Source organism: Mesorhizobium sp. M0106, from assembly GCF_040322715.1.
Classification (GTDB): domain Bacteria; phylum Pseudomonadota; class Alphaproteobacteria; order Rhizobiales; family Rhizobiaceae; genus Mesorhizobium.
On the sequence record NZ_JAMYUA010000008.1, the window covers coordinates 90,117 to 109,199 of the forward strand.

A 19,083-nucleotide genomic window follows, 5' to 3' on the forward strand; every position below is an offset into this window, starting at 1 on the left:
CTCGCTTCCTTGTCGGTCAGCCTGGCCTTGTCGGTCAGGCCGCCTCTGTCGCAAACAGCCTGTCGTAGGCAGCGGCAAGCTGCCGCTGTCCCTGCGGATCGATCGCCTCTAGGGGCGGACGGACCGCCAGCCAGCGCTCGTCGCCGGTCTTGCGCGCGACCATGACCTTCACCGCCGGCGTGACCGGGTATTTGAGCAATTCGAGCACGAAGTCTTCGACGCGTGGGTCGTCGCCCCCGTTTTCGACCATTGCCCGGATTTCGCCGGTAACAAAATTAGCCATGCCGGAAATCGCGCCCTGTCCGCCGCGGCGCACGCTTCTCGCCAGATGCCGTTCGTCGCCGATGAGGATCACCAGATCGCCGTGCGCCTCAAGCAGCGCCTCACTGTAGCTCCAGTCCCCGCCGGAATCCTTCACCCCGGCCACCACTGCGGGAAAAGCGGCGCGCAGCCGGCCGATCAGCCCAAGCGGGAGCGGCACCATGGTGACTGAGGGGATGTTATAGAGCAGCACGTCGCGCGCCAGCGGACCGAGTGCGGCGAAGACGGCGGAAAACCATCCGAACAGCCCGTCCTCGCCGACATTCTTGAAGTAGCTCGGCGGAGCGAGCAGAATGTTGCGAACGCCGCGCTGCAAAGCGTGCCGGGCCTGATCGGCGGCATCTTCGGCTGCATCGACCAGCACTCCGGCGACGAGCTGATGTGGCGGAATACCGGCCGCCAGCATGGCCTCGGTGACGATCCGTCGCTCGTCGGTGCCGACCGAGGCTCCTTCGCCGGTGGTGCCGAACAGCGTCGCGCTGCTGCAGCCGGCGCCAAGGCAGGCTCGGGCATGCGCGATCATCGGCGCGAGCGCTATCTGCCCCGACGGGTCGAAGGGTGTGGTCAGGGCAACCGAAAGACCAAAGCGGGAAGCCAATGCGATCTCCGTTGAAATCAATGTGGACGTAGCGTTAGCACGCTAACATGTCAGATGTAAACGGGTGACCTTGCCAACTCGGCATCGCCGAACGGCGCTGCCGCGGCAGCGCCATCGCCGATCATTTTCCGCCGCTCGAACATCACATATGCAGCTGTCCCCGAGCCTCTGCGGGATTGGCTGGACGAGGCAGCCTAAGCTCGATCAAGTGGCGACGAGGTGGCCGTCGCCAACATCTTCGAGCTTGAGTTTCCGGGGCTCGTCACCGATGCGCCGCACAGCGCTTGGAATTTCGCTGTCCAAACGGGCGAACCTGGCGCGGCGCCGGCCTGGATCGGGAACCGGAACGGCTTCGATCAGCCGCTTTGTGTAAGGATGGCGTGGGTTGGAGAAAATCTGGTCGCGGGTGCCCATCTCGACGATCTGCCCCAGATACATTACCGCCACGCGATCGGAGATGTTCTCGACCACCGCCATGTCGTGCGAGATGAAGAGATATGCGACGCCGAATTCGCGCTGCAGCTCCTTCAGCAATCTTAACACGCGCGCCTGCACCGACACGTCGAGAGCAGAGACGCTCTCGTCGGCAATGATCAGCTTTGGTCGCAGCGCCAGCGCCCGTGCAATGCAGATTCGCTGGCGCTGCCCGCCGGAGAATTCGTGGGGATAGCGCTCCATCTGGTCAGCGGAGAGGCCGACGCGTTCGAACAGAGCGGCGATCTGGGCATGCCGTTGCTCTCTGTCGCCGAGGCCGTGGATCAGCAGAGGCTCGGCGACGAGATCGCCGACCCGCATGCGCGGGTCGAGGGACGCGAAGGGATCCTGAAAGATCATCTGCACATTGCGGCGGACAGCCTTGCGCTCCTTGCGGCTGAGCGCCGACAGGTCGTGGCCGCCGATTGAAATGCTGCCGGTGAAGGGCACCAGTCCGGCGATCGCCTTGGCCGTCGTCGACTTGCCGCAGCCCGATTCGCCGACCAGCGACAGGGTTTCGTGCGGCGCGATCGAGAAACTCACGCCTTCGACCGCGTGCACGCTGCGGTCAACGCGGCCGAAGAAGCCGCCGTGCAGGTCGAAGCGGACGTGAAGATCGCTGACAGATACAAGCTCGGCCGGCATGTTGGCGGCATCTTGTCGGTCTTCGGCCGTCCGTCCGCCGCCGATACGCGGCACGGCGGCCAGAAGCTCGCGTGTATAGTCGGCCTGCGGGCGATTGAAGATGTCAGCCGCCCTGCCCTGCTCGACCATCCGGCCATCGCGCATGATGATGACGCGGTCCGCCATCTCGGCGACGACGCCCATGTCGTGCGTGATCAGGATAACACTGGTGCCGTGCTCGCGCTGCAGGTCGCGCAGCAGCTCCAGCACCTCGCCCTGAACCGTGACATCGAGGGCGGTCGTCGGCTCATCGGCGATCAGCACGTCCGGGTTCAGGGCCAGAGCCATGGCAATCATCACGCGCTGGCGCATGCCGCCTGAGAGTTCGTGGGGATAGTGCTCGAGCCTCCGTTCGGCATCCGGAATTCGGACTGCCTTCAGCGCCTCGAGCGCCCTCAGCCGCGAGTTGGAGCGCGACATCGAGGTGTGTGCCTCGATCGCCTCCGTCAGCTGACGGCCGACGGACAGAACCGGATTGAGCGATGTCATCGGTTCCTGAAAGATCATGGCAATACGGTTGCCGCGGATGCGGCGCATGCCGCTCTCGCTGAGAGCGGCGAGATCCTGATTGCCGAGCCGGATGGAGCCTGATCCGATGCGTGCCGCCGGCTGCGGCAGCAAGCCCATGATGGCCAGCGCCGTCATCGACTTGCCGGAACCGGACTCGCCGGCGATGCAAAGCGTTTCGCCGCGCATCAGGCCGAATGTCAGGTCGGAAACGACGTCGCGCTCGCCCTCCTCGCCGCGCACGGCGACGCTCAGACCTGAGACGCTGAGTACCGGCCTGACAGAGCCACTCTCCGCGGCGGCCTGCCCGGATCGTTTGATGTCCTCCACCTTCATTCAAAGACGCAGCGGGGGAAGTAGAACGAAACCACCCAGTTGGGCATGTCGACGATCTCGCTGATGCGCAGGTCACCGCAAACCGAGACGAGCATATAGGCATCTACCGGATCCATGCGGTAGCGGCCGGAGAGCAGGTCGATCATCTGGGAAACGGCGCTCCTGGCGCCGTCCATCAGATCCGGCCCGATACCGGTTGTCACCTCGTAGCCCTTGGCGTCGAGATGCCGCGACACCGGACCGGGCGTTGTGAAACGCGGCGTCCGCAGCCGGGCATCCTTGACCAGATCGAGCGTCAGCACGGCGTTCATGGGGCTCTCGATCGCCGTGCCGCAGACCTCGCCGTCACCCTGCGCGGCGTGCGTGTCGCCGACCGAGAACAACGCTCCCGCGACCTCCACAGGGAGGTAGAGAACCGTGCCGGCGGCGAGATCACGGATGTCCAGATTGCCGCCCACGCGCCGCGGCGGGACCACCGAATGCAGACCCGGCTCAGCCGGGGCATTGCCGATGGTGCCGGCGAAGGGCTTGAGCGGCACCCGGCCGCTCTTGCCGAACAGCGCCGGTTCGAGCGAGGCGGCGTCGTACTTCCAGATATTCAGTGCCGGTTGAGTGAAGTCATCCGCCAGCAGACCGAATCCCGGGATATTCGCCGTCCAGCCGAAGCCGGACGGCTTGAACGCCTCGATGGTGATTTTCAGGGCATCGCCCGGCTCTGCCCCTTCGACATAGATTGGCCCAGTGACCGGGTTCACCTTGGCAAAATCGAGCAAAGCAACGTCGTCGACGGTGCTCTCCATCGTCAGCTGCCCGCCGGACGAGTCCAGGCACTGGAACTCGATCGTCGACCCTGGCGCGACCCGTTCGGTCGGGACAAAGGAATTGTCCCAGCCGAAATGATGGTGGCGCCCGTGGATGGTGTAGTCGCAGTTATTGCACATCGGTCACATACACATTGTCGTAGTTGATCGGGATGTGGACCGGGTCGACATAGAGGTTGTCGGCACCACCCATGCGGGTTGATTTCATGGTGAAACGCTGCTCGTTGAAGACCGGTGCCCAAGGCGCGTCTTTCATGATCTTGCCGTAGATCTCGCTCCACATCTTGGCGCGTTCGCCAGCCTTGGCCGGGTCGACGATGGAGTCGGCTTCGGCCGCCTTGGCGTCGAGCTCCTTGTTGCAATACCACGACCAGTTCCAGCCGCCCGGGACGGCACCAGCGCAGCCGAGGATCGGGCCGTAGAAGTTCGACGGATCGGGGAAGTCGGCGATCCAGGCCATGCCGCCGGACCAGATCATCGGCGCACCGGCCTTGTCGCCGCCGGCGGCGATGACGTTGGCCTGCGCGAGCGACTGGATGCTGGCCTTGATGCCGACCGCCGCCAGATCCTGCTGAATGGCCTGCGCGATGCGCGGGTTGGGATCGGTGTTCATGGCAAACAGCTGCGTGTCAAATCCGTCGGGATGCCCGGCCTCCGCAAGCAAGGCCTTGGCCTTGGCCACGTCATAGGGATAGCCCTTGAATTCCTTGTCATAGCCGGGCATCGACGGCGGCAACGGCTGATTGGCCGGCACCGCACGGTTGTTGATCAGCTGGACGATGCGGTCCTTGTTGATCGCCATGTTGACCGCTTGCCGCACCTTCACGTTGTCGAAGGGCGCCATGGTGGTATTCATGGTGATATAGCCGGTGTGCAACTGACCGCCCTCGACGACACGGGCCTTCTGCTCGGGATCGGCCATCACCTCCTGGAATTTCGCGGGCGGAATGCCGTCGCCGGGAACGTCGATCTCGCCTTTCTGGAGCCGCAGCAGCGCCACGATCGGCTCCTGGCCGATCTCAAAGGTGATCTTGTCGAGATGCGGCAGACCCTTGTGCCAGTAATCCGGGTTGCGCTCGAAGACCACGCGCTGGCCGAGCGTCCATTCGGCGAGCTTGAAGGCGCCGGTTCCGACCGGATGTTTGCCGAAGTCCGCGCCGTATTTTTCGACTTCTTCCTTCGGCACGACATGCGAGAAGTTGATCGCCATGACATGCAGGAAGGTGGCGTCGGGCCGGGTCAGCTCGAACTTGATCGTGTAGGGATCCACGACGGTTATGCCCGCCAGGCTTTCCGCCTTGCCGGCAGCGACGTTGTCATAGCCTTTGATCGAGCCGAAGAAGCCGGCACCCGGGCTCTGTGTCTTTGGATTGGTGACCCGGTCGAGCGAATATTTCACGTCGTCGGCGGTCATCTCGCGGCCATTGTGGAACTTCACTCCGTGGCGCAGCTTGAAGGTGAAGGTCTTGCCGTCGGGCGCAATCTCGTAGCTCTCGGCAAGGTCGGGCCGCAGGTTGGTAGTGCCCGGCTCGTAGTCCATCAGCCCGTCGAACAGGCTCTTGATCATCGACCAGTTCTGCCAGTCATAGCCGATGGCCGGATCGAGCGTGGCGACGTCGTCCTTGTAGGTGATGGTGATCGCGCCGCCCTGCTTGGCATTCGGATCGACGGCGTCTTCGGCGCGTACGCTTGTCATGCCAAGCACCAGCGCAAGCGCCGATGCCGCCACGGTCGATATCAGATACTTTCTCATGTCATGTTCCCTTTCTCTGGTTTTCTTGGTTTTCATCTGAGCTTGATGCGTGGATCGATGAACGGTGCGACAGTGTCGGCCAGGAGATTGCCGAGCACGATGGCAAAGGCCGAAACCAGGGTGACCCCCATGATGATCGGAATATCGATGCGCTGAATGGCCTGCCAGGCTAGCTGGCCGATGCCTGGCCAGCCGAACACGCTTTCGACAACCACGATGCCGCCCATGAAGATGCCGATGTCGATGCCGATCATGGCGATGACCGGCAGGATGGCGTTGGGCAGCGCGTGCCGGAAGATAATGGCGCTGCGTGTAAGACCCTTGGCACGCGCGGTACGCACGTAATCCTGGCGCAGCACGTCGATCATCGACGAGCGCATCATGCGGGCGTACCAGCCGGCACCGAGAATTCCCATGGTCAGCGATGGCAGCACCAGATGACGCCAGGTGCCGTAACCGCCGATCGGGAACCAGCCGAGCCGCACCGCGAACACATAAAGCAGCAGCAGGCCGACGACGAATTGCGGCGCCGAGACGCCGACGAAGGAGGCGACCATCAGCGACTGGTCGGTGGCGGTGCCACTCTTGACGGCGGCGATGAGGCCCATCGTCAGCCCGATCACGACTTCGCAGGCAATGGCGCCGAGCATCAGCAGCAGGCTTGCCGGCAGCCGCGAGACGATAAGCTCCGTGACCTCCGAGCGCTGGATGTAGGAGCGCCCCAGATCGCCGCTGAGCAGACTGATCAGATAGTGCCAATACTGGACGACGAAGGGCTGATCGAGGCCGAGCTGCCGGCGGATGTTTTCGACCGTCTCGGGCGTGGCGCTGCGGCCGGCGATCTGGCGGACGGGATCGGCGGGCAGCAGATAGAGCAACGCAAAGGTGATCAGGGAGACGCCGAGCAAGATGAGCACGGACTGGACAACGCGGCGGCCGAGATAGGCGATCATGCCCGCCCCCTTTGCGTCGGATCAAGGATGTCGCGCAGCGCATCGCCGACCAGGTTAAAGGCTAGCGCCAGCGCCAGGATCGCCGCACCCGGAAAGAAAACGAGCCAGGGCGCGGCCTGAAAATAGGTTTGGTTTTCGAAGATGATGTTGCCCCAGGAAGCAGTCGGCGGTTGCACGCCGATGCCGAGATAGCTGAGAGTCGCTTCAAGAAGCACCGTCGTCGAGATGCCGAGCGTGCCCCAGACGATGATCGTCGGCAAAAGGTGCGGCAGGATATGACGAAACAGGATGCGCGGGGCGCTTGCGCCGATGGTGCGCTCGGCATCGATGAACTCGCGCTCGGAGAGCGAACTTGTCTCGGTGTAGATGACGCGGGCGGTCTGCACCCAGTTCACCAATGCGATCACCATGGCGACGATCCATAGGCTCGGCTGGAGCACCGCCGCCAGGCAGATGGCGAGCAGCAGCGCCGGGAAAGCCATCATCAAATCGGTGAAACGCATAAGCGCGCTGCCGATCCAGCCGCGGAAATAGCCGGCCGTGATGCCGACCAACGTGCCGATCAGAAGCGCCACGCCATTGGCGACGATGCCGATGATCAGCGACGTGCGCGCGCCGAAAAGGAGACGGGTCAGCAGGTCGCGGCCAAGCAGGTCGGTGCCCAGCCAGAATTGGGCCCCCGGCGGCAGTGGCGCGCCTTCAAGCGTGAGCCCGTCGAACATCTGCTCGTTTGGATCGTAGCCTGTCAGCCACGGTGCAAGAATGGCGCCGGCCAAGACAACGGCAATAATCCCGAGGCCGAGCAAAGCGAGAGGCCGTTTTAGCAGACGTCGCCAGACGCCGGCGCGAGGCTTGGCTGGCATACGCCCGGCGGCCGAAAGCTCAGGCGCGATCGGATTGGTCATCGTCGCCTTCTTCTTGTGTCATCGCCACGATCCTGCGCGCGGCTTCCTCGACACTGATTTGCCAGCTCATCGCCAGCGAGCGGAGCTGCGCATAGGCACGGCCGTCCTCGGCGCCCTTCGACAAGACCTCCACCGCGCGTACGATGGTCTGGCGCTCCGCGACCCGCTGACGAAGCGAGGCAATCTCGCTGGCCAGAAGCTTGCGCGCCTCGAAACTCTGCCTTGCAATCAAAAGCGCGCTATAGACGCCGGCATTGCCGACCGGTTTCAGCAACTGCGCATCGGCCTTGTGCGACAATGCCCATTCGACGCGCCCCGGCGCCTCGGAGCCGATCAGTGCTATCAGCGGCATCGGTGCCTCGCCCGGCTTCCACGGAAATTGCTCGTCAAAGCCGAGATCGACGTCGAAGAAGACGAAGTCCGCCGCCAAGGCTTCGGCCGACAGTTCCGGCCAGAAGCCAATCGCCTCAAGGCCGATGGCCGACAATTGCCTTGTGATCGCCTGCACGGTCGGATGTGGACGATGCAGGACAAAAGCCCTGGCGCCTCCAAGGTTCGGGATACGCGCCATCTTGCTCACGACACCACCCGCAGGCGTGGCCGCCCGAACGTCTCCGTCCGGTCATAGCGGGAAAGGTAGGGATCGGGTGCCACGCCCTTCGTCAGCGTGACCGTTTTGAACGATGTTCCATCGATACGTCCGATTAGCACCGGCAAGGTAGCATGCTGGGTTTGCGGGTCGATGGCGATGTCGCCCAGTGGCGTTCGAAATGATGTTTCGGTAAAGACCTTGGGAAGGTCCGTCCATTGTGCACCGGGGTTGCGGGTGAGGATCTCGGCCAGCATGCGCACCGAGGCATAAGCCGCCGCCTCGAAGGATGAGACCGGCATGACGGAAGGCACTGGAGCCGCACCGCGATCCGCCCCCGAAATGTCGTGAAAATAGGGCCCGACGGAAAGGTGGCCATCGCCTGCCCCGTTGAGCGCCGGCAATTCGCATTCCGTGAGATTGCAGGACAGGATCGGGCAACGCTCCGGCCTGAAATGCGGGTCGCGCCGGCCAAGCTCCGCATAGGCAGCGATGAAGGCATAAGAAGAAGGGCCGATGAGATTGTTCAGAATGAAATCAGGTCTCGTCGCCTGTATCTCCGCGATCAGCCGCGCAACATCGACCTCGCCGAGCGGCAGATAGCGTTCGCCCAGCACCTTGCCGCCGGCGTCCGCAATCAGGTCGCGCGCCACGCGGTTGGTCTCCCAACCCCAGATGTAGTTGGAACCGAGCAGGAAGCCGTCGGCGCCGAAACGAGGCACGACATAGGCAAGCAGCGGTACGAGATGCTGATTGGGGCAGGCATGTGTGTAGACGACATGCTCGTTGGCTTCGAAGCCCTCGTACGGGCAGGCGTACCACAGCGTGCCGCCTGCCCTCTCCAGGATTGGAATGACCTCCTTGCGGCTCCACGAGGTGACGCAGCCAACGATGTGACGCGCGCCGCTGTTGGCGAGGATGTCCGCGCAGCCGCTTGCATAGCGATCGATGTTGCCCTGCGGGTCGCGCTCGATCGGGATGAATTCGAATGGGATAGCGGGATCGGCGTTGACGTCGGCGATGGCGTTCATCGCACCCGCACGGCAGGATTCGGACACCAGCCGGTAGTTGCCGGACCGCGAATAGAGAATGCCGATCTCGATATGCCGTTTCAAGCAATGCCTCAAAATGACAATGCCCCGCAGCCACCGCCGCCAGGCGAGAGCATACGAGGCATTCTTGCCGCCCGGCGGTCAGAGCCGGTATTTGTCCTCACCGTATTACGCCCGCGCTCCCAGTCAAGAGCCGCCACGCGAAACTTTGGCCAGCCGAAACGGTTCGGCGCGGAGCACGCAACTCATGCCGCTGGTCGTGTAGAGTCCGCCAGGAACCAAAATTGCTGATGTCCAGGTATGGGGCCGGACAAACCCGGTTCGCTACCATTCAAAGCAACGACTTTAATATCGGTTTACCTGAATCTGCTAGCAGCAATGACGCCGGTTTTTCGTCGGTCAAGCAAAGGGTTCCACCTTGCCGCAGCAATTCAGCACTCCGTTCGGTCACCGGGGCGATCGCAACTGGCCGAGGTTACACGGCTTCATGGGCGTCGAGTTGGAACGCGCGCCCGATGTTCTCGTGCCTCGCGTCGCCTTGGCCCGGAAGCTCGGTGGATGGGACTTTGGTGGCGGGAGCCGGGCTTGAGCGTCATTCGCGCCTTGCAAGGCGCCGACCTCCCGGCAGTTGCGAACATGTTTCAGCGCGTGCTGTTGAAGGAGAGGACCGAAGCGCCGGCTTCTCTCGTGGAATACATGAAACGGTTTTATCTGGATGCGCCCGGTTGCGCAGACAACCTCCGGTCGCTTGTCCATGTCAACGACGCCGGTCGCGTCTCCGGATTTGTCGGCGTCCACGTCCTGCCGATGACGTTCAACGGCCGACAACTACGCGCGGCCATCTGTAGCTCGCTCATGGTCGAGGACCATGAGCACGACCCGCTGGCCGGCGCCCGCTTGCTGAAAGCTTACCTGGATGGTCCGCAGGACATCTCCTTCAGCGAGACGGCCAACGATATTTCCGTGAAATTGTGGACCCGGCTGCGCGGCGTGGTCCTGCCGCAATACAGCCTTGACTGGGTCCGCGTGATGCGCCCCGCGGCCTTCATGCTCAGCCTTTCCGCCAATCGCATGGCGCTTGCGCGAATGCTCAATCCGCTGGCGCGTACAGTCGACCGATTTTACTGCAGAAGGATGACGTCCAGCGAACGACGTTGGTCGGGTGTGGCGGTGGACGGGGCAGGCCACGGAGCATTTCGTACATCCGAAATCGACAGCCACGCATTTGCCAGGCTCATCGAACCGTTTACCGCTCAATTCGCCCTGCGCCCAGATTGGACGAAAGGCCAACTCGACCACATCCTGACCGATGCGGCACAAAAGCCGGATCTGGGCGAGCTTGTCTACGTTTGTGTGACGTCGCCAGTCGGCACCAATGTCGGCGCTTTCGCCTATTACGCACGAAAGTATGAAATTGGTCGCGTGCTGCAGATCCTCGCCCTCCCCGGCCAGGCGGGCCCGGTGATTGACTGCCTGATCGATCACGCCGCCGCGCGCGGCGTCAGCGGCCTGCGCGGACGTATTCAACCTGCACTTCTGGAGGCGATGCTTGGACGACGCATTGCTTTCCTGACCGTTGCCTCAACGGTGGTACATTCACGTGATCCAGAGCTTTTGGACGCGATGAAGAACTCGCAAGTCTTCCTGAATGGGCTTGCGGGCGAGCAGTGGAGCCGGCTGATCGGCAGCCGTTTCAGCTGAGACGGGATGCTTTCAAGTTGAACCGAGCATCCCGCTCTATCTATTTATTTTAGTCGCGTTTCCACTTGGCTGCAAAATGCTTGGGTCAAAACCCAATCACTCTGAACGACCGAGTTCGACCCTTTGCCGTCATCCAGTTGGGAGCGTCGCATGACGCGATCTGACCCTTGTCCGACATTCGGGCTCTCATGCAGCAAGGTACACAGACCCGAAAAGCTGTCTTTCAGGGGTGGCGGCAATGGCATCAACCTGCGACCTGCTGTAAGCTTGGAAAGCGGGTAACAATCCGCGAAGGATTGGGGGGATGGAACGTCATCTCGCAGCCGTCCTGATTGCCGATGTCGTCGGCTATGGCCGCTTGAGCCAGATCGACGACGAGGGTACGCGTGCGCTTTTCCGAACCGACCTGAACGAAGTATTCGAGCCAAGGATCGCTGCGCACCATGGTCGACTGGTGAAAACCATGGGAGATGGGATGCTGGTCGAGTTCCACAGTGTGGTCGACGCCCTACGCTGCGCGGTCGAAATCCAGCAACAGAAGGCGGAGGTGAACGTTCTCACGCAGCCAGAACGGCGGCTTGATTTCCGCATCGGCATCAATCTGGGCGATGTTATCGTTGAGGGTGACGACATCCACGGCGATGCGGTGAACATCGCCGATCGGCTGCAAGGGCTGGCGGAACCTGGAGGAATCGCGATTTCCGCCACCGCCTGCGACCATGTGAGGGGAAAGGTGCCGATCGGCTTTGCCTCACTCGGCGTGCAGAAAATGAAAGTATCGCCGAACCGGTTCGCGTGTACCGTGTCTTGATCGACCCCGCTACTGCGGGCAAGATCGTCGATGCCAAACCAGGCCTTTCTTCCGGCGACGACAGTAAGCCGCCGGTAATTGCGGTTTTGCCGTTCGAAAACCTGAGCGCCGACGACGGCTGGACGCGGCTGGCAGACGGCCTGTCGGCCGACATGATCGGCGACCTAGCGCGCTATCCCGACCTTGCGGTCATTTCGCGCCAGACCATGCAGTCCTATCGGGGACGGGCGAGCGACACACGCTCGGTTGGACGGGAACTGAACGCCGATTACCTGCTGGAAGGCACCCTCCAGGCGATAGGACAGCGTGTCCGCGTCGCGGTGCAGCTGGTCGACACCCGGACCGGAGCCAACCTTTGGTCGGCGCGGTTCGACGAGTCGACCGATGATTTTTTTCTCATGCAGGACAGCATCACACAGAACGTCATCAATGCCCTGGCAGGCACTTTCGGCAAGCTCGCCAATCTCGGGCGTGAGGTGGCTCGGCGGAAGCCTCCCTCGAGCCTGGGTGCTTACGACTGCTATCTACTCGGGGTGGAACTGCACGACAGATTCACGACCGATGCGAGGGCAGAAGCCATACGCATGCTGTCCCGCGCCGTGGAACTCGACCCCGGCTTCGCGCGGGCCTGGATGACGTTGGGATTGGCACATGCGGTCGATGCCTTCAATGCCTTCACGCCAGATTCAGCCGCTTCGGTCGAGCGCTGGCGAGAATGCGTGGAAAAGGCTCTGGCGCTCGACCCTACCGATCCGATGACGCGCCTTTACATGGGCGCTCTCCGCGCCATTGACGGCGATATCAGCGGGGCCGCAGAGGAATACGACCGGGCGCTGGCCCTGGCACCCAATGACGCCGATGTGCTGTCGATGCTTGCCTCAAGCCGAGCTCTCGTGTGTGGAAATCCGGAAGAAGGCTGTGCTCTTGCCGAACGGGCGCTTCGCCTCAATCCGCAGGCTCCGAGTTGGTACTACGCGCAGCTCGCCCGGGCGCGGTTCGTCGCCGGTCGCTATGCCGACAGTCTGTCGTCGCTGCGCCAAAGTCCGCCGGATATTCCCGTCACTCTGATGTTCCGTGCCCTGTGTCACGCGCTGCTTGAAGAGCCGGCGCAGGCGCAGTCGATCGCCAGGCGGATTGCCGTCGAGTTTCCAAGGTTCACCGTCGAGAACTTCATCCGAACCTATCCCGTCACCAATCCTCTGGCCCTCGCTGCGATTAAGGAAGGGGCTCGTCGCGCAGGTATAGCGTAGAGCCGAAAACGGTGCCTAGCTGAGGAGGGGGACGCGCTTCCTGGATATGCCACTTGGTAAGCCGGGCCCCGCTTCCGGCACAGGCTGAAGGTCTGCTTCGTAGCGCTAACTGGGCGCTGGCGTGACCCCTGCTAAGCTTCCGCTCCTGGCGCAACGTGCTCGTCTGGCAGATGAGACGAACGGCAACTTCCCGCCCATCTCGGCCATTGGCGGCAGCCTGCTGATTGAGTTTTGACCCTAAGGCGCTTTTTGGGACGTGGCCGGTCTCGAAGCAGGTCAGGTACCGAGTTCTTCGACTTCCTCGACGAGTTGCGGACGCTGGTGCAGATAACGCGTCGCCTTGCGCTTGGCGATGATATCGGCCCAGACGCGTTCCACTTGTGTGGCGGCCAACCCGGCCGCCTGCCCCACCACCGCAGCCGCCACGCCGTTGTTGAGACCGTAAAGGCAGAGATCCATACGGTCATAAGGAAGCGAGAAGTAGAACTCCTCCTGGGTCTGCGCCAGCGAGTAGGTATCGGTGGTCGGAGGCCGGTTCAGGATTTCCTCCGGAACACCGAGATGGGCCGCCAGCGCATAGACCTGCGTTTTATAGAGGTGGGCGATCGGCTTGACGTCCGCGGCGCCGTCACCGTTCTTCACGAAGAATCCCTGATCATATTCCAGCCGGTTCGGTGTTCCAAGAACGGCGAAGTTCAGACGATCAGCATGATAGTATTCGATCTGCTTGCGGGTGCGCTGCTTCATATTGGTAGCGGCGACGACGCCGAGATAGACAGGCAACGGCATTCTCAGTTTCGTCTGCTTGCCTTCGGGATCCTGCACCACCAGCGACGAGATATTATAGCCTTGGCCCTCGAGCGCGTTCGCGATCACGATCTTCGAGGCCCAGCCTTCGCCGTATTCCGGGACCAATTCGCGGATGAAGGCGTCGCGGCGCTGGTAGCAGCCCATCGCGCGCAAGGCCGGCCCGATATCCTCCGTCACAGCCTCGACACCGAAAGTTTCGGCGACGAGGCGGCCGAGCCGCAGACTTTCAGGATCGGAATCGCTTTCCGGCATGAACAGGCAAAGCACATTCTTGGGGCCGACGGCTCGTGCCGCCAACGCGACCGACACGCTCGAATCGATCCCGCCCGAAAGACCGAGCACAAGGCCCCGCTTGCGAAGCCCGCGCAACTGCTGGCGCAAGGCCGTTACGATACGGTCCGTTTCGGTGATCAGGTCGATTGCCAGAGCCTGCGCCAGAAAGGTCCGCGCATCCTCGGTCGGGCGAACATTCATTGCGCGGCCTCCATGGTTTCTGCCGCAAGCCGACGGCTGACCTTGCCGGTATCGGTCTTCGGCAGCTCGCGGCGGAACTCGATGACCTTGGGGACCATGAAGTCCTCAAGGTGGCGCGCACAGTGGCGTATGATATCCTTTTCGCTAAGCGCTGGGTCGGATCGTACGATAACTGCGCCGATCGCATGCCCGAGCACGGGATCCGGCACACCGACAACCACCGCTTCCGCGATGCCCGGATGAGCATGAAGCACGGCTTCCACTTCCTTGGGCGCCACCTTCTCTCCCCGCGACTTTATGATGTCGTCCTTGCGGCCGACGAAATAGAGAAAGCCGTCCTCATCGGCCCTGAACAGATCGCCGGTGTAGAGAACCTTCTCCCAAGGGTTCGGGCCTGGGCGCAGGGTTTGTTCCGTCGCAGCTTCGTTTCGCCAATAACCCTGCATGACGTGCGGCCCGCGAATGACCAATTCACCTGCTATGCCCGGCGGCACTCGTTGCCCATGGTCGTCGACGATAAAGGCTTCGGTGTTTGGAATGGCTATTCCGACCGATCCCGGCCGGCGGTCGAGCTCCTCGGGCGGCAGATAGGTGCAGCGCTTGCATTCCGTCAGGCCATACATCGAATAGAGCCTGACACCGGGAAAAAGGAACCGCAAGCGTTCTATGTGAGCCGGCGGCAAGGCAGCCGCCGTGTTGGAAATATAGCGAAGGCTGGGCAGGAAGCCCGGCGCCAGATCACGCATCTGCAGGATCATCGCTGCCATCGTGGGCACGAGCGGAAGCCCGGTGACGCCTTCCTGGCGGATGCGTTCAAAGACCGCCTGGGGAAAAGCGAAGGACTTCTCGAGCACGAGCGTGGCGCCGAGCCTGACAGCCATCAGCAACTGATAGAGGCCGTAGTCGAAAGCGAGGGGCAGAACATTCAAGATGATGTCGTCTGGGGAGTTGCGCAGATAAGTGATGATGGAGCCCGCCGCCGCGTCGCAATTGCGGTGCGTCATCATCACGCCCTTGGGCCGGCCGGTCGAGCCCGAGGTGTAGATCAACATCGCAAGATCGACGTCAACGCCGCGGTGGTCAATCTCCCTGGCTTGGAGCGTCAAGCAATCCGCCAGGGACATCGCCCCTGCCGGGCATTGATTATCGGCAGCAACGGTGGAAGCCACGAAGATGCCGGTCTTGCCGGAGGACGTCTTGCCGGACGATCCGCACGCCTCGGCGACCACGGGCATCAGTTTTGCTTGCGTGAGGATCGCAGCTGCGTCGCAATCGCCGATGATGTAGGCCAGCTTTTCGGCCTTGGTGGATGCATTGATCGGACTGAAAGTCGCGCCTGCTTTAAGAACTGCGAAAATCGAAACCGCAGCCTCCCAGCAATTGTCCATGAAGATCAGGACCCGGTCGTCGCGACTGACGCCATTCATGAAAAGGGCGGCGGCCAGGCGGCTCGAAAGATCGTCCAGCTCTTCATAGCACAGCCTTTTGTGCTCGGTGATCAATGCCGTTTTGGCTGGATGGGCAGCGGCCTTCGCCGTCAGAAAATGTTCGATCCGCACGGACGCTCCTCGCCGATGGCGCCTACGCTGCCAGCGCTTCTGCCTTTGCCTTGATGAAGGCTGAGATGCGGTCAATCGAATCCAGATTGGCCGGTACGATGTCGGCATCGACCATCGCTATGCCGAAATCATCCTCTATGAATGCCACGAGCTCCAACACGGCCGTCGAGTCGATGATGCCGTTCTCGATCAGTGATACGGAGTCTGCAAGCTCGTAGGACGTGTCCCCGAACAGGAAGTTGTCGACGATAAAGGTTTTGACCTTGTCCTTGATTGCTACCATGATTTTTCATTCCCTCGATTTCTCAGGCCGCTCGTGCTGCACCGACCTTTTCGCCAGTGAAAATCTTCTGCCACAGTTGCGTCGACAAAATGCCGACGAAAGCCGCATTGTCGCGGAATCCGGACGCTGGCTGCAAGCGGCATTTCTCGTGCAGGTTCGCCACCGCCTTGGCGTTGAATAGTCCGCCGGCGGCGATGCTCGCTTCGCTCAGTGAGTCGCGTACGTAGTCCAGTTCTCCCGCTCCAACGAAGGAGCGGGCTTCCGGTGCCCGGTAAGGCTGTTTGGTGCGCTCGCGGATGGCCGTCGGAAGCAGGTGCTTGGCAGCTTTGCGCAATATGTGTTTTTCCACCAGTCCCTTCAGCTTCATCTCCGGCGGAAGTCTGGCCGCAAACTCCACCAAGCGATGGTCAAGGAAGGGGAAACGCCCTTCGATACCGTGTGCCATGGCCATGCGATCGCCCTGGCTGGAGAGGATGTAGCCCGGCAGGAGAAAGCGGGTTTCGAGATATTGCGCCTGATGCAGCGGATGCCACCGGGAAAATGCCTCAGGCAACCGGCTGGCCAGGTCCTCGGCTGCGTCATACCCCTTCAATGTCGCGCGCAGGTCACCGGAAAAGAACATCTTCGCCGCTGATGTGGTCTTGAAACGCGGCCGATGCGAGAACAGCGGATCGTCCAGGGCAGCGCTGCCGGTTCCGAAGAACGCAGCCAGGTACTCCACGGACTGCTGTTGCAGGCCCGGCAGATAGGGATAAAGCTTGCGGAACAGTTGTGGCCTTATGCGCGATGCCGGCTGTCGCGCGCAGAAACGGCGAACCCGCGCTTCCTTGAAGACATCATAACCGGCAAAGACCTCGTCGGCGCCTTCGCCTGTCAGCACCACTTTCAAACCGGCCTGGCGAACGAGGCCGGACAGTTGATATAGGGGGGCCGGGGCCGTGCGGATGATCGGCCGCTCGGTAAAGCGGATGACTTCGGGAAACACACCGGCGATATCGCCGGCACGGCAGGCGATGGTTCGATGCTGCGTGCTAATTGCCGACGCCATTTCGGTCTGGAAGGCGCTTTCGTCATGCTCGGCGCTGTCGAACGTCACGGAAAATGTCTGCAGCTTAAGAGGAGTCATGCCGGCCGCGAGTGCCGAAACGAGGGATGAATCGAGCCCGCCCGAAAGGTAAGAACCGACCGGCACGTCGGCGCGCATGCGAAGCCTCACCGCGTCGGTCAACAGGGCCTGCAGTTCCTCGGCCGCGTCGTCCTCATTGGTGATCTTCGATGGCGTATCCGGATACGGGTAGTCTAGGTGCCAATATGGTTTGACCGTGACTTGCCCCTGTGTCGCGATCATCACGCTTGCCGGCTCCAGCTCGTGGATGTTGCGGAAAGCCGTGCGTGGAGCGATCGGCGCCCACAGCGTAAAGATCTGGTCGAGTGCAATCGGATCGATTTCGGCCGAGACGCCGGGTACCTTCAGCAGGGCCTTTATCTCCGACGCAAAGTAGAGCACCCCGTCCTTGCTGGTGTAGAACAGCGGCCGAACACCCATGCGGTCTCTTGCAAGCACCATCCGCCGCCGCCGGTTATCCCAAATCGCGAAGGCGAAATCACCGTTCAGGAGCGACAGGCAGTCTTCGCCCATCTCGTCATACAGCTGCAGGAGAACTTCGGTATCGCTCGACGTGCGAAAGCGTCGGCCCCTGGCCAGCAGCCCTTCGCGCAATTCCACGTAGTTGAAGATCTCGCCGTTGAACGCAATCGTCAAATTGCCGGTTTCGTCGGACATCGGCTGCTGGCCATCGCCAATCCCGATCACCGACAGCCGCGCATGCCCAAGTCCAGCCTCGGGCGCTACGAATTTCCCTTGTTCATCCGGCCCGCGATGGGCGATCGCAGACGTCATGCGCGCAAGCAAAGCTTCCGCATCCCGGACTGAACCGAAATAGCCCCCGAATCCGCACATCCACACAGCTCATACTGAACAGCAAGCCACGAAACATAGCGGTCATAAGCGCCTCAAAGGTTAATCGGATACTTTTCAGCAAGCATGTGGTTAACAGGATGTTAGGACAAAATGATGCTTTTGCGGACCGACTTGCGCCCCACTCCAGGTGTCACGCTTGAAGGCGTCACGGCGAGCGTTGCAAATCACTGCTTCGAGTACGGCCGGTACCAGGCAACAAACTTCTTCAGCCCGTCCTCTATCGAAACGCTAGGCCTGAAACCGAAATTCCGCTCCAGCGCGGTCATGTCGGCGTAAGTCTTCTCGACGTCGCTCGCCTGCATCGGTTCGTTGTGGCGGATTGCCTTGACCTCGAGCAGCCTTTCCAGAATGTCGATGAAGTCGCCCAGACGCACCGGCCGGTTGTTGCCGACATTGTAGAGCCTGTTCGGCGGAACGTCAGCCGCCGGCGGCTTGTCGAGCACGGCGACAACCGCCTTCACAACATCGTCTATGTAGGTGAAATCGCGCCACATTTCGCCATTGTTGAAGACCCGGATCGGCTTGCCCTCGAGCATCGCCTGGGTGAACATCCAATAGGCCATGTCGGGACGGCCCCAGGGACCGTAGACCGTGAAAAACCGCAGGCCGGTCTGCGGTATGCCGAACAGATGGGCGTAGGTGTGGCTCATCAACTCATCAGTTTTCTTGGTGGCAGCGTAAAGCGAAACGGGCTTGTCGACCGGATCGGCTTCGCTGAACGGCACGCTGCGGTTGCCGCCATACACCGAGCTCGACGAGGCATAGACCAGATGCTCGAATGCCGGTTCGGCGCGACAGAATTCGAGCACTTCGAGGTGGCCCATGACATTGGAGCGGATATAGAGCCGCGGATTGTCGAGTGAGTGGCGCACGCCCGCCTGCGCGGCAAGGTGCACGATCCTAACGATGCCTTGCCCGGCCAAAGCGGCTGTAAGCGCGCCCTGTTCGGCAATATCGATCTGGTGGAACGAAAAATCCTTGTGGGGCAGAAGGCGGGCAAGCCGCCCCTTTTTGAGCGCCAGGTCGTAATAGTCGTTCATGTTGTCGACGCCGACGACCGCTTCTCCCCGGTCGAGCAGATGGTGGCAAACGTGGCTGCCAATGAACCCCGCGGCTCCGGTGACAAGTATAGGCAACAAGCTTCTCCACGCGCATAGCCGGGCCGGTATCTGGAGCGGCAGATCCGGCCCATTTTGTCGTGCTATAGTCGAAAGCCGAGGT

General features: G+C 61.8%; 14 protein-coding genes and 1 pseudogene. 2 read left to right on the forward strand and 13 right to left on the reverse strand.

The genetic code is table 11. The features are described from left to right. Positions 1 to 34 precede the first annotated feature (34 nt). The 8 genes from NKJ55_RS10620 to NKJ55_RS10655 all read right to left on the reverse strand — a co-directional run bounded on the left by NKJ55_RS10620 (position 35) and on the right by NKJ55_RS10655 (position 9,056). Positions 35 to 919, reverse strand: coding sequence for a dihydrodipicolinate synthase family protein (locus NKJ55_RS10620; protein ID WP_031211068.1), 885 nt, complete (start codon positions 917 to 919; stop codon positions 35 to 37). A gap of 204 nt (positions 920 to 1,123) precedes the next feature. Next, positions 1,124 to 2,920, reverse strand: coding sequence for an ABC transporter ATP-binding protein (locus tag NKJ55_RS10625; RefSeq protein WP_352449855.1), 1,797 nt, complete (start codon positions 2,918 to 2,920; stop codon positions 1,124 to 1,126). After that, positions 2,917 to 3,861 (reverse strand): acetamidase/formamidase family protein, encoded by a 945-nt coding sequence (locus NKJ55_RS10630; protein ID WP_352449856.1) that lies wholly within the window; start codon positions 3,859 to 3,861, stop codon positions 2,917 to 2,919. The genes NKJ55_RS10625 and NKJ55_RS10630 overlap by 4 nt, the downstream gene beginning before the upstream one ends. Continuing rightward, a complete protein-coding gene (locus tag NKJ55_RS10635; RefSeq protein WP_352449857.1) occupies positions 3,851 to 5,494 on the reverse strand; it encodes an ABC transporter substrate-binding protein in 1,644 nt (547 codons plus the stop codon). The genes NKJ55_RS10630 and NKJ55_RS10635 overlap by 11 nt, the downstream gene beginning before the upstream one ends. A 32-nt stretch (positions 5,495 to 5,526) precedes the next feature. Continuing rightward, positions 5,527 to 6,447, reverse strand: coding sequence for an ABC transporter permease (locus NKJ55_RS10640; RefSeq protein ID WP_352449858.1), 921 nt, complete (start codon positions 6,445 to 6,447; stop codon positions 5,527 to 5,529). Next, on the reverse strand, positions 6,444 to 7,310 hold the full coding sequence (locus tag NKJ55_RS10645) for an ABC transporter permease (RefSeq protein ID WP_198023515.1): 867 nt from the start codon (positions 7,308 to 7,310) through the stop codon (positions 6,444 to 6,446). Before NKJ55_RS10645 ends, NKJ55_RS10640 begins: the two co-directional genes overlap by 4 nt. Positions 7,311 to 7,329: 19 nt before the next feature. After that, positions 7,330 to 7,932 (reverse strand): ANTAR domain-containing response regulator, encoded by a 603-nt coding sequence (locus NKJ55_RS10650; protein WP_352449859.1) that lies wholly within the window; start codon positions 7,930 to 7,932, stop codon positions 7,330 to 7,332. Next, positions 7,929 to 9,056 (reverse strand): transporter substrate-binding protein, encoded by a 1,128-nt coding sequence (locus NKJ55_RS10655; protein WP_352449860.1) that lies wholly within the window; start codon positions 9,054 to 9,056, stop codon positions 7,929 to 7,931. Before NKJ55_RS10655 ends, NKJ55_RS10650 begins: the two co-directional genes overlap by 4 nt. A 522-nt stretch (positions 9,057 to 9,578) precedes the next feature. On the opposite strand from NKJ55_RS10655, the gene NKJ55_RS10660 reads away from it, so the two are divergent. Then, positions 9,579 to 10,694, forward strand: coding sequence for a hypothetical protein (locus NKJ55_RS10660; RefSeq protein ID WP_352449861.1), 1,116 nt, complete (start codon positions 9,579 to 9,581; stop codon positions 10,692 to 10,694). A gap of 304 nt (positions 10,695 to 10,998) precedes the next feature. Next, a pseudogene (locus NKJ55_RS10670) lies at positions 10,999 to 12,755 on the forward strand (adenylate/guanylate cyclase domain-containing protein). A gap of 276 nt (positions 12,756 to 13,031) precedes the next feature. Here the strand turns inward: NKJ55_RS10670 and nadE are convergent. From nadE to NKJ55_RS10695, 5 genes are all read right to left on the reverse strand, one after another. Then, positions 13,032 to 14,039 (reverse strand): NAD(+) synthase, encoded by a 1,008-nt coding sequence (nadE, locus tag NKJ55_RS10675; RefSeq protein WP_352449862.1) that lies wholly within the window; start codon positions 14,037 to 14,039, stop codon positions 13,032 to 13,034. Next, positions 14,036 to 15,598: a class I adenylate-forming enzyme family protein gene (locus NKJ55_RS10680; RefSeq protein ID WP_352449863.1), complete on the reverse strand. Its 1,563-nt coding sequence runs from the start codon at positions 15,596 to 15,598 to the stop codon at positions 14,036 to 14,038. Before NKJ55_RS10680 ends, nadE begins: the two co-directional genes overlap by 4 nt. Before the next feature lie 22 nt (positions 15,599 to 15,620). Next, positions 15,621 to 15,884 (reverse strand): acyl carrier protein, encoded by a 264-nt coding sequence (locus NKJ55_RS10685; RefSeq protein ID WP_352449958.1) that lies wholly within the window; start codon positions 15,882 to 15,884, stop codon positions 15,621 to 15,623. Between the two features lie 19 nt (positions 15,885 to 15,903). Further along, positions 15,904 to 17,841: an asparagine synthase (glutamine-hydrolyzing) gene (asnB, locus tag NKJ55_RS10690; RefSeq protein ID WP_352449864.1), complete on the reverse strand. Its 1,938-nt coding sequence runs from the start codon at positions 17,839 to 17,841 to the stop codon at positions 15,904 to 15,906. Between the two features lie 185 nt (positions 17,842 to 18,026). Next, positions 18,027 to 18,998 (reverse strand): NAD-dependent epimerase/dehydratase family protein, encoded by a 972-nt coding sequence (locus NKJ55_RS10695; RefSeq protein ID WP_352449865.1) that lies wholly within the window; start codon positions 18,996 to 18,998, stop codon positions 18,027 to 18,029. Positions 18,999 to 19,083: the final 85 nt, after the last annotated feature.

What these genes read in the sequence shown, in the direction of transcription:
- NKJ55_RS10625 (WP_352449855.1), bottom strand. Translation starts at nt 2,920, where the DNA reads ATGAAGGTGGAGGACATCAAACGATCCGGGCAGGCCGCCGCGGAGAGT.
- NKJ55_RS10630 (WP_352449856.1), bottom strand. Translation starts at nt 3,861, where the DNA reads ATGTGCAATAACTGCGACTACACCATCCACGGGCGCCACCATCATTTC.
- NKJ55_RS10635 (WP_352449857.1), bottom strand. Translation starts at nt 5,494, where the DNA reads ATGAGAAAGTATCTGATATCGACCGTGGCGGCATCGGCGCTTGCGCTG.
- NKJ55_RS10640 (WP_352449858.1), bottom strand. Translation starts at nt 6,447, where the DNA reads ATGATCGCCTATCTCGGCCGCCGCGTTGTCCAGTCCGTGCTCATCTTG.
- NKJ55_RS10645 (WP_198023515.1), bottom strand. Translation starts at nt 7,310, where the DNA reads ATGCCAGCCAAGCCTCGCGCCGGCGTCTGGCGACGTCTGCTAAAACGG.
- nadE (WP_352449862.1), bottom strand. Translation starts at nt 14,039, where the DNA reads ATGAATGTTCGCCCGACCGAGGATGCGCGGACCTTTCTGGCGCAGGCT.
- asnB (WP_352449864.1), bottom strand. Translation starts at nt 17,841, where the DNA reads ATGTGCGGATTCGGGGGCTATTTCGGTTCAGTCCGGGATGCGGAAGCT.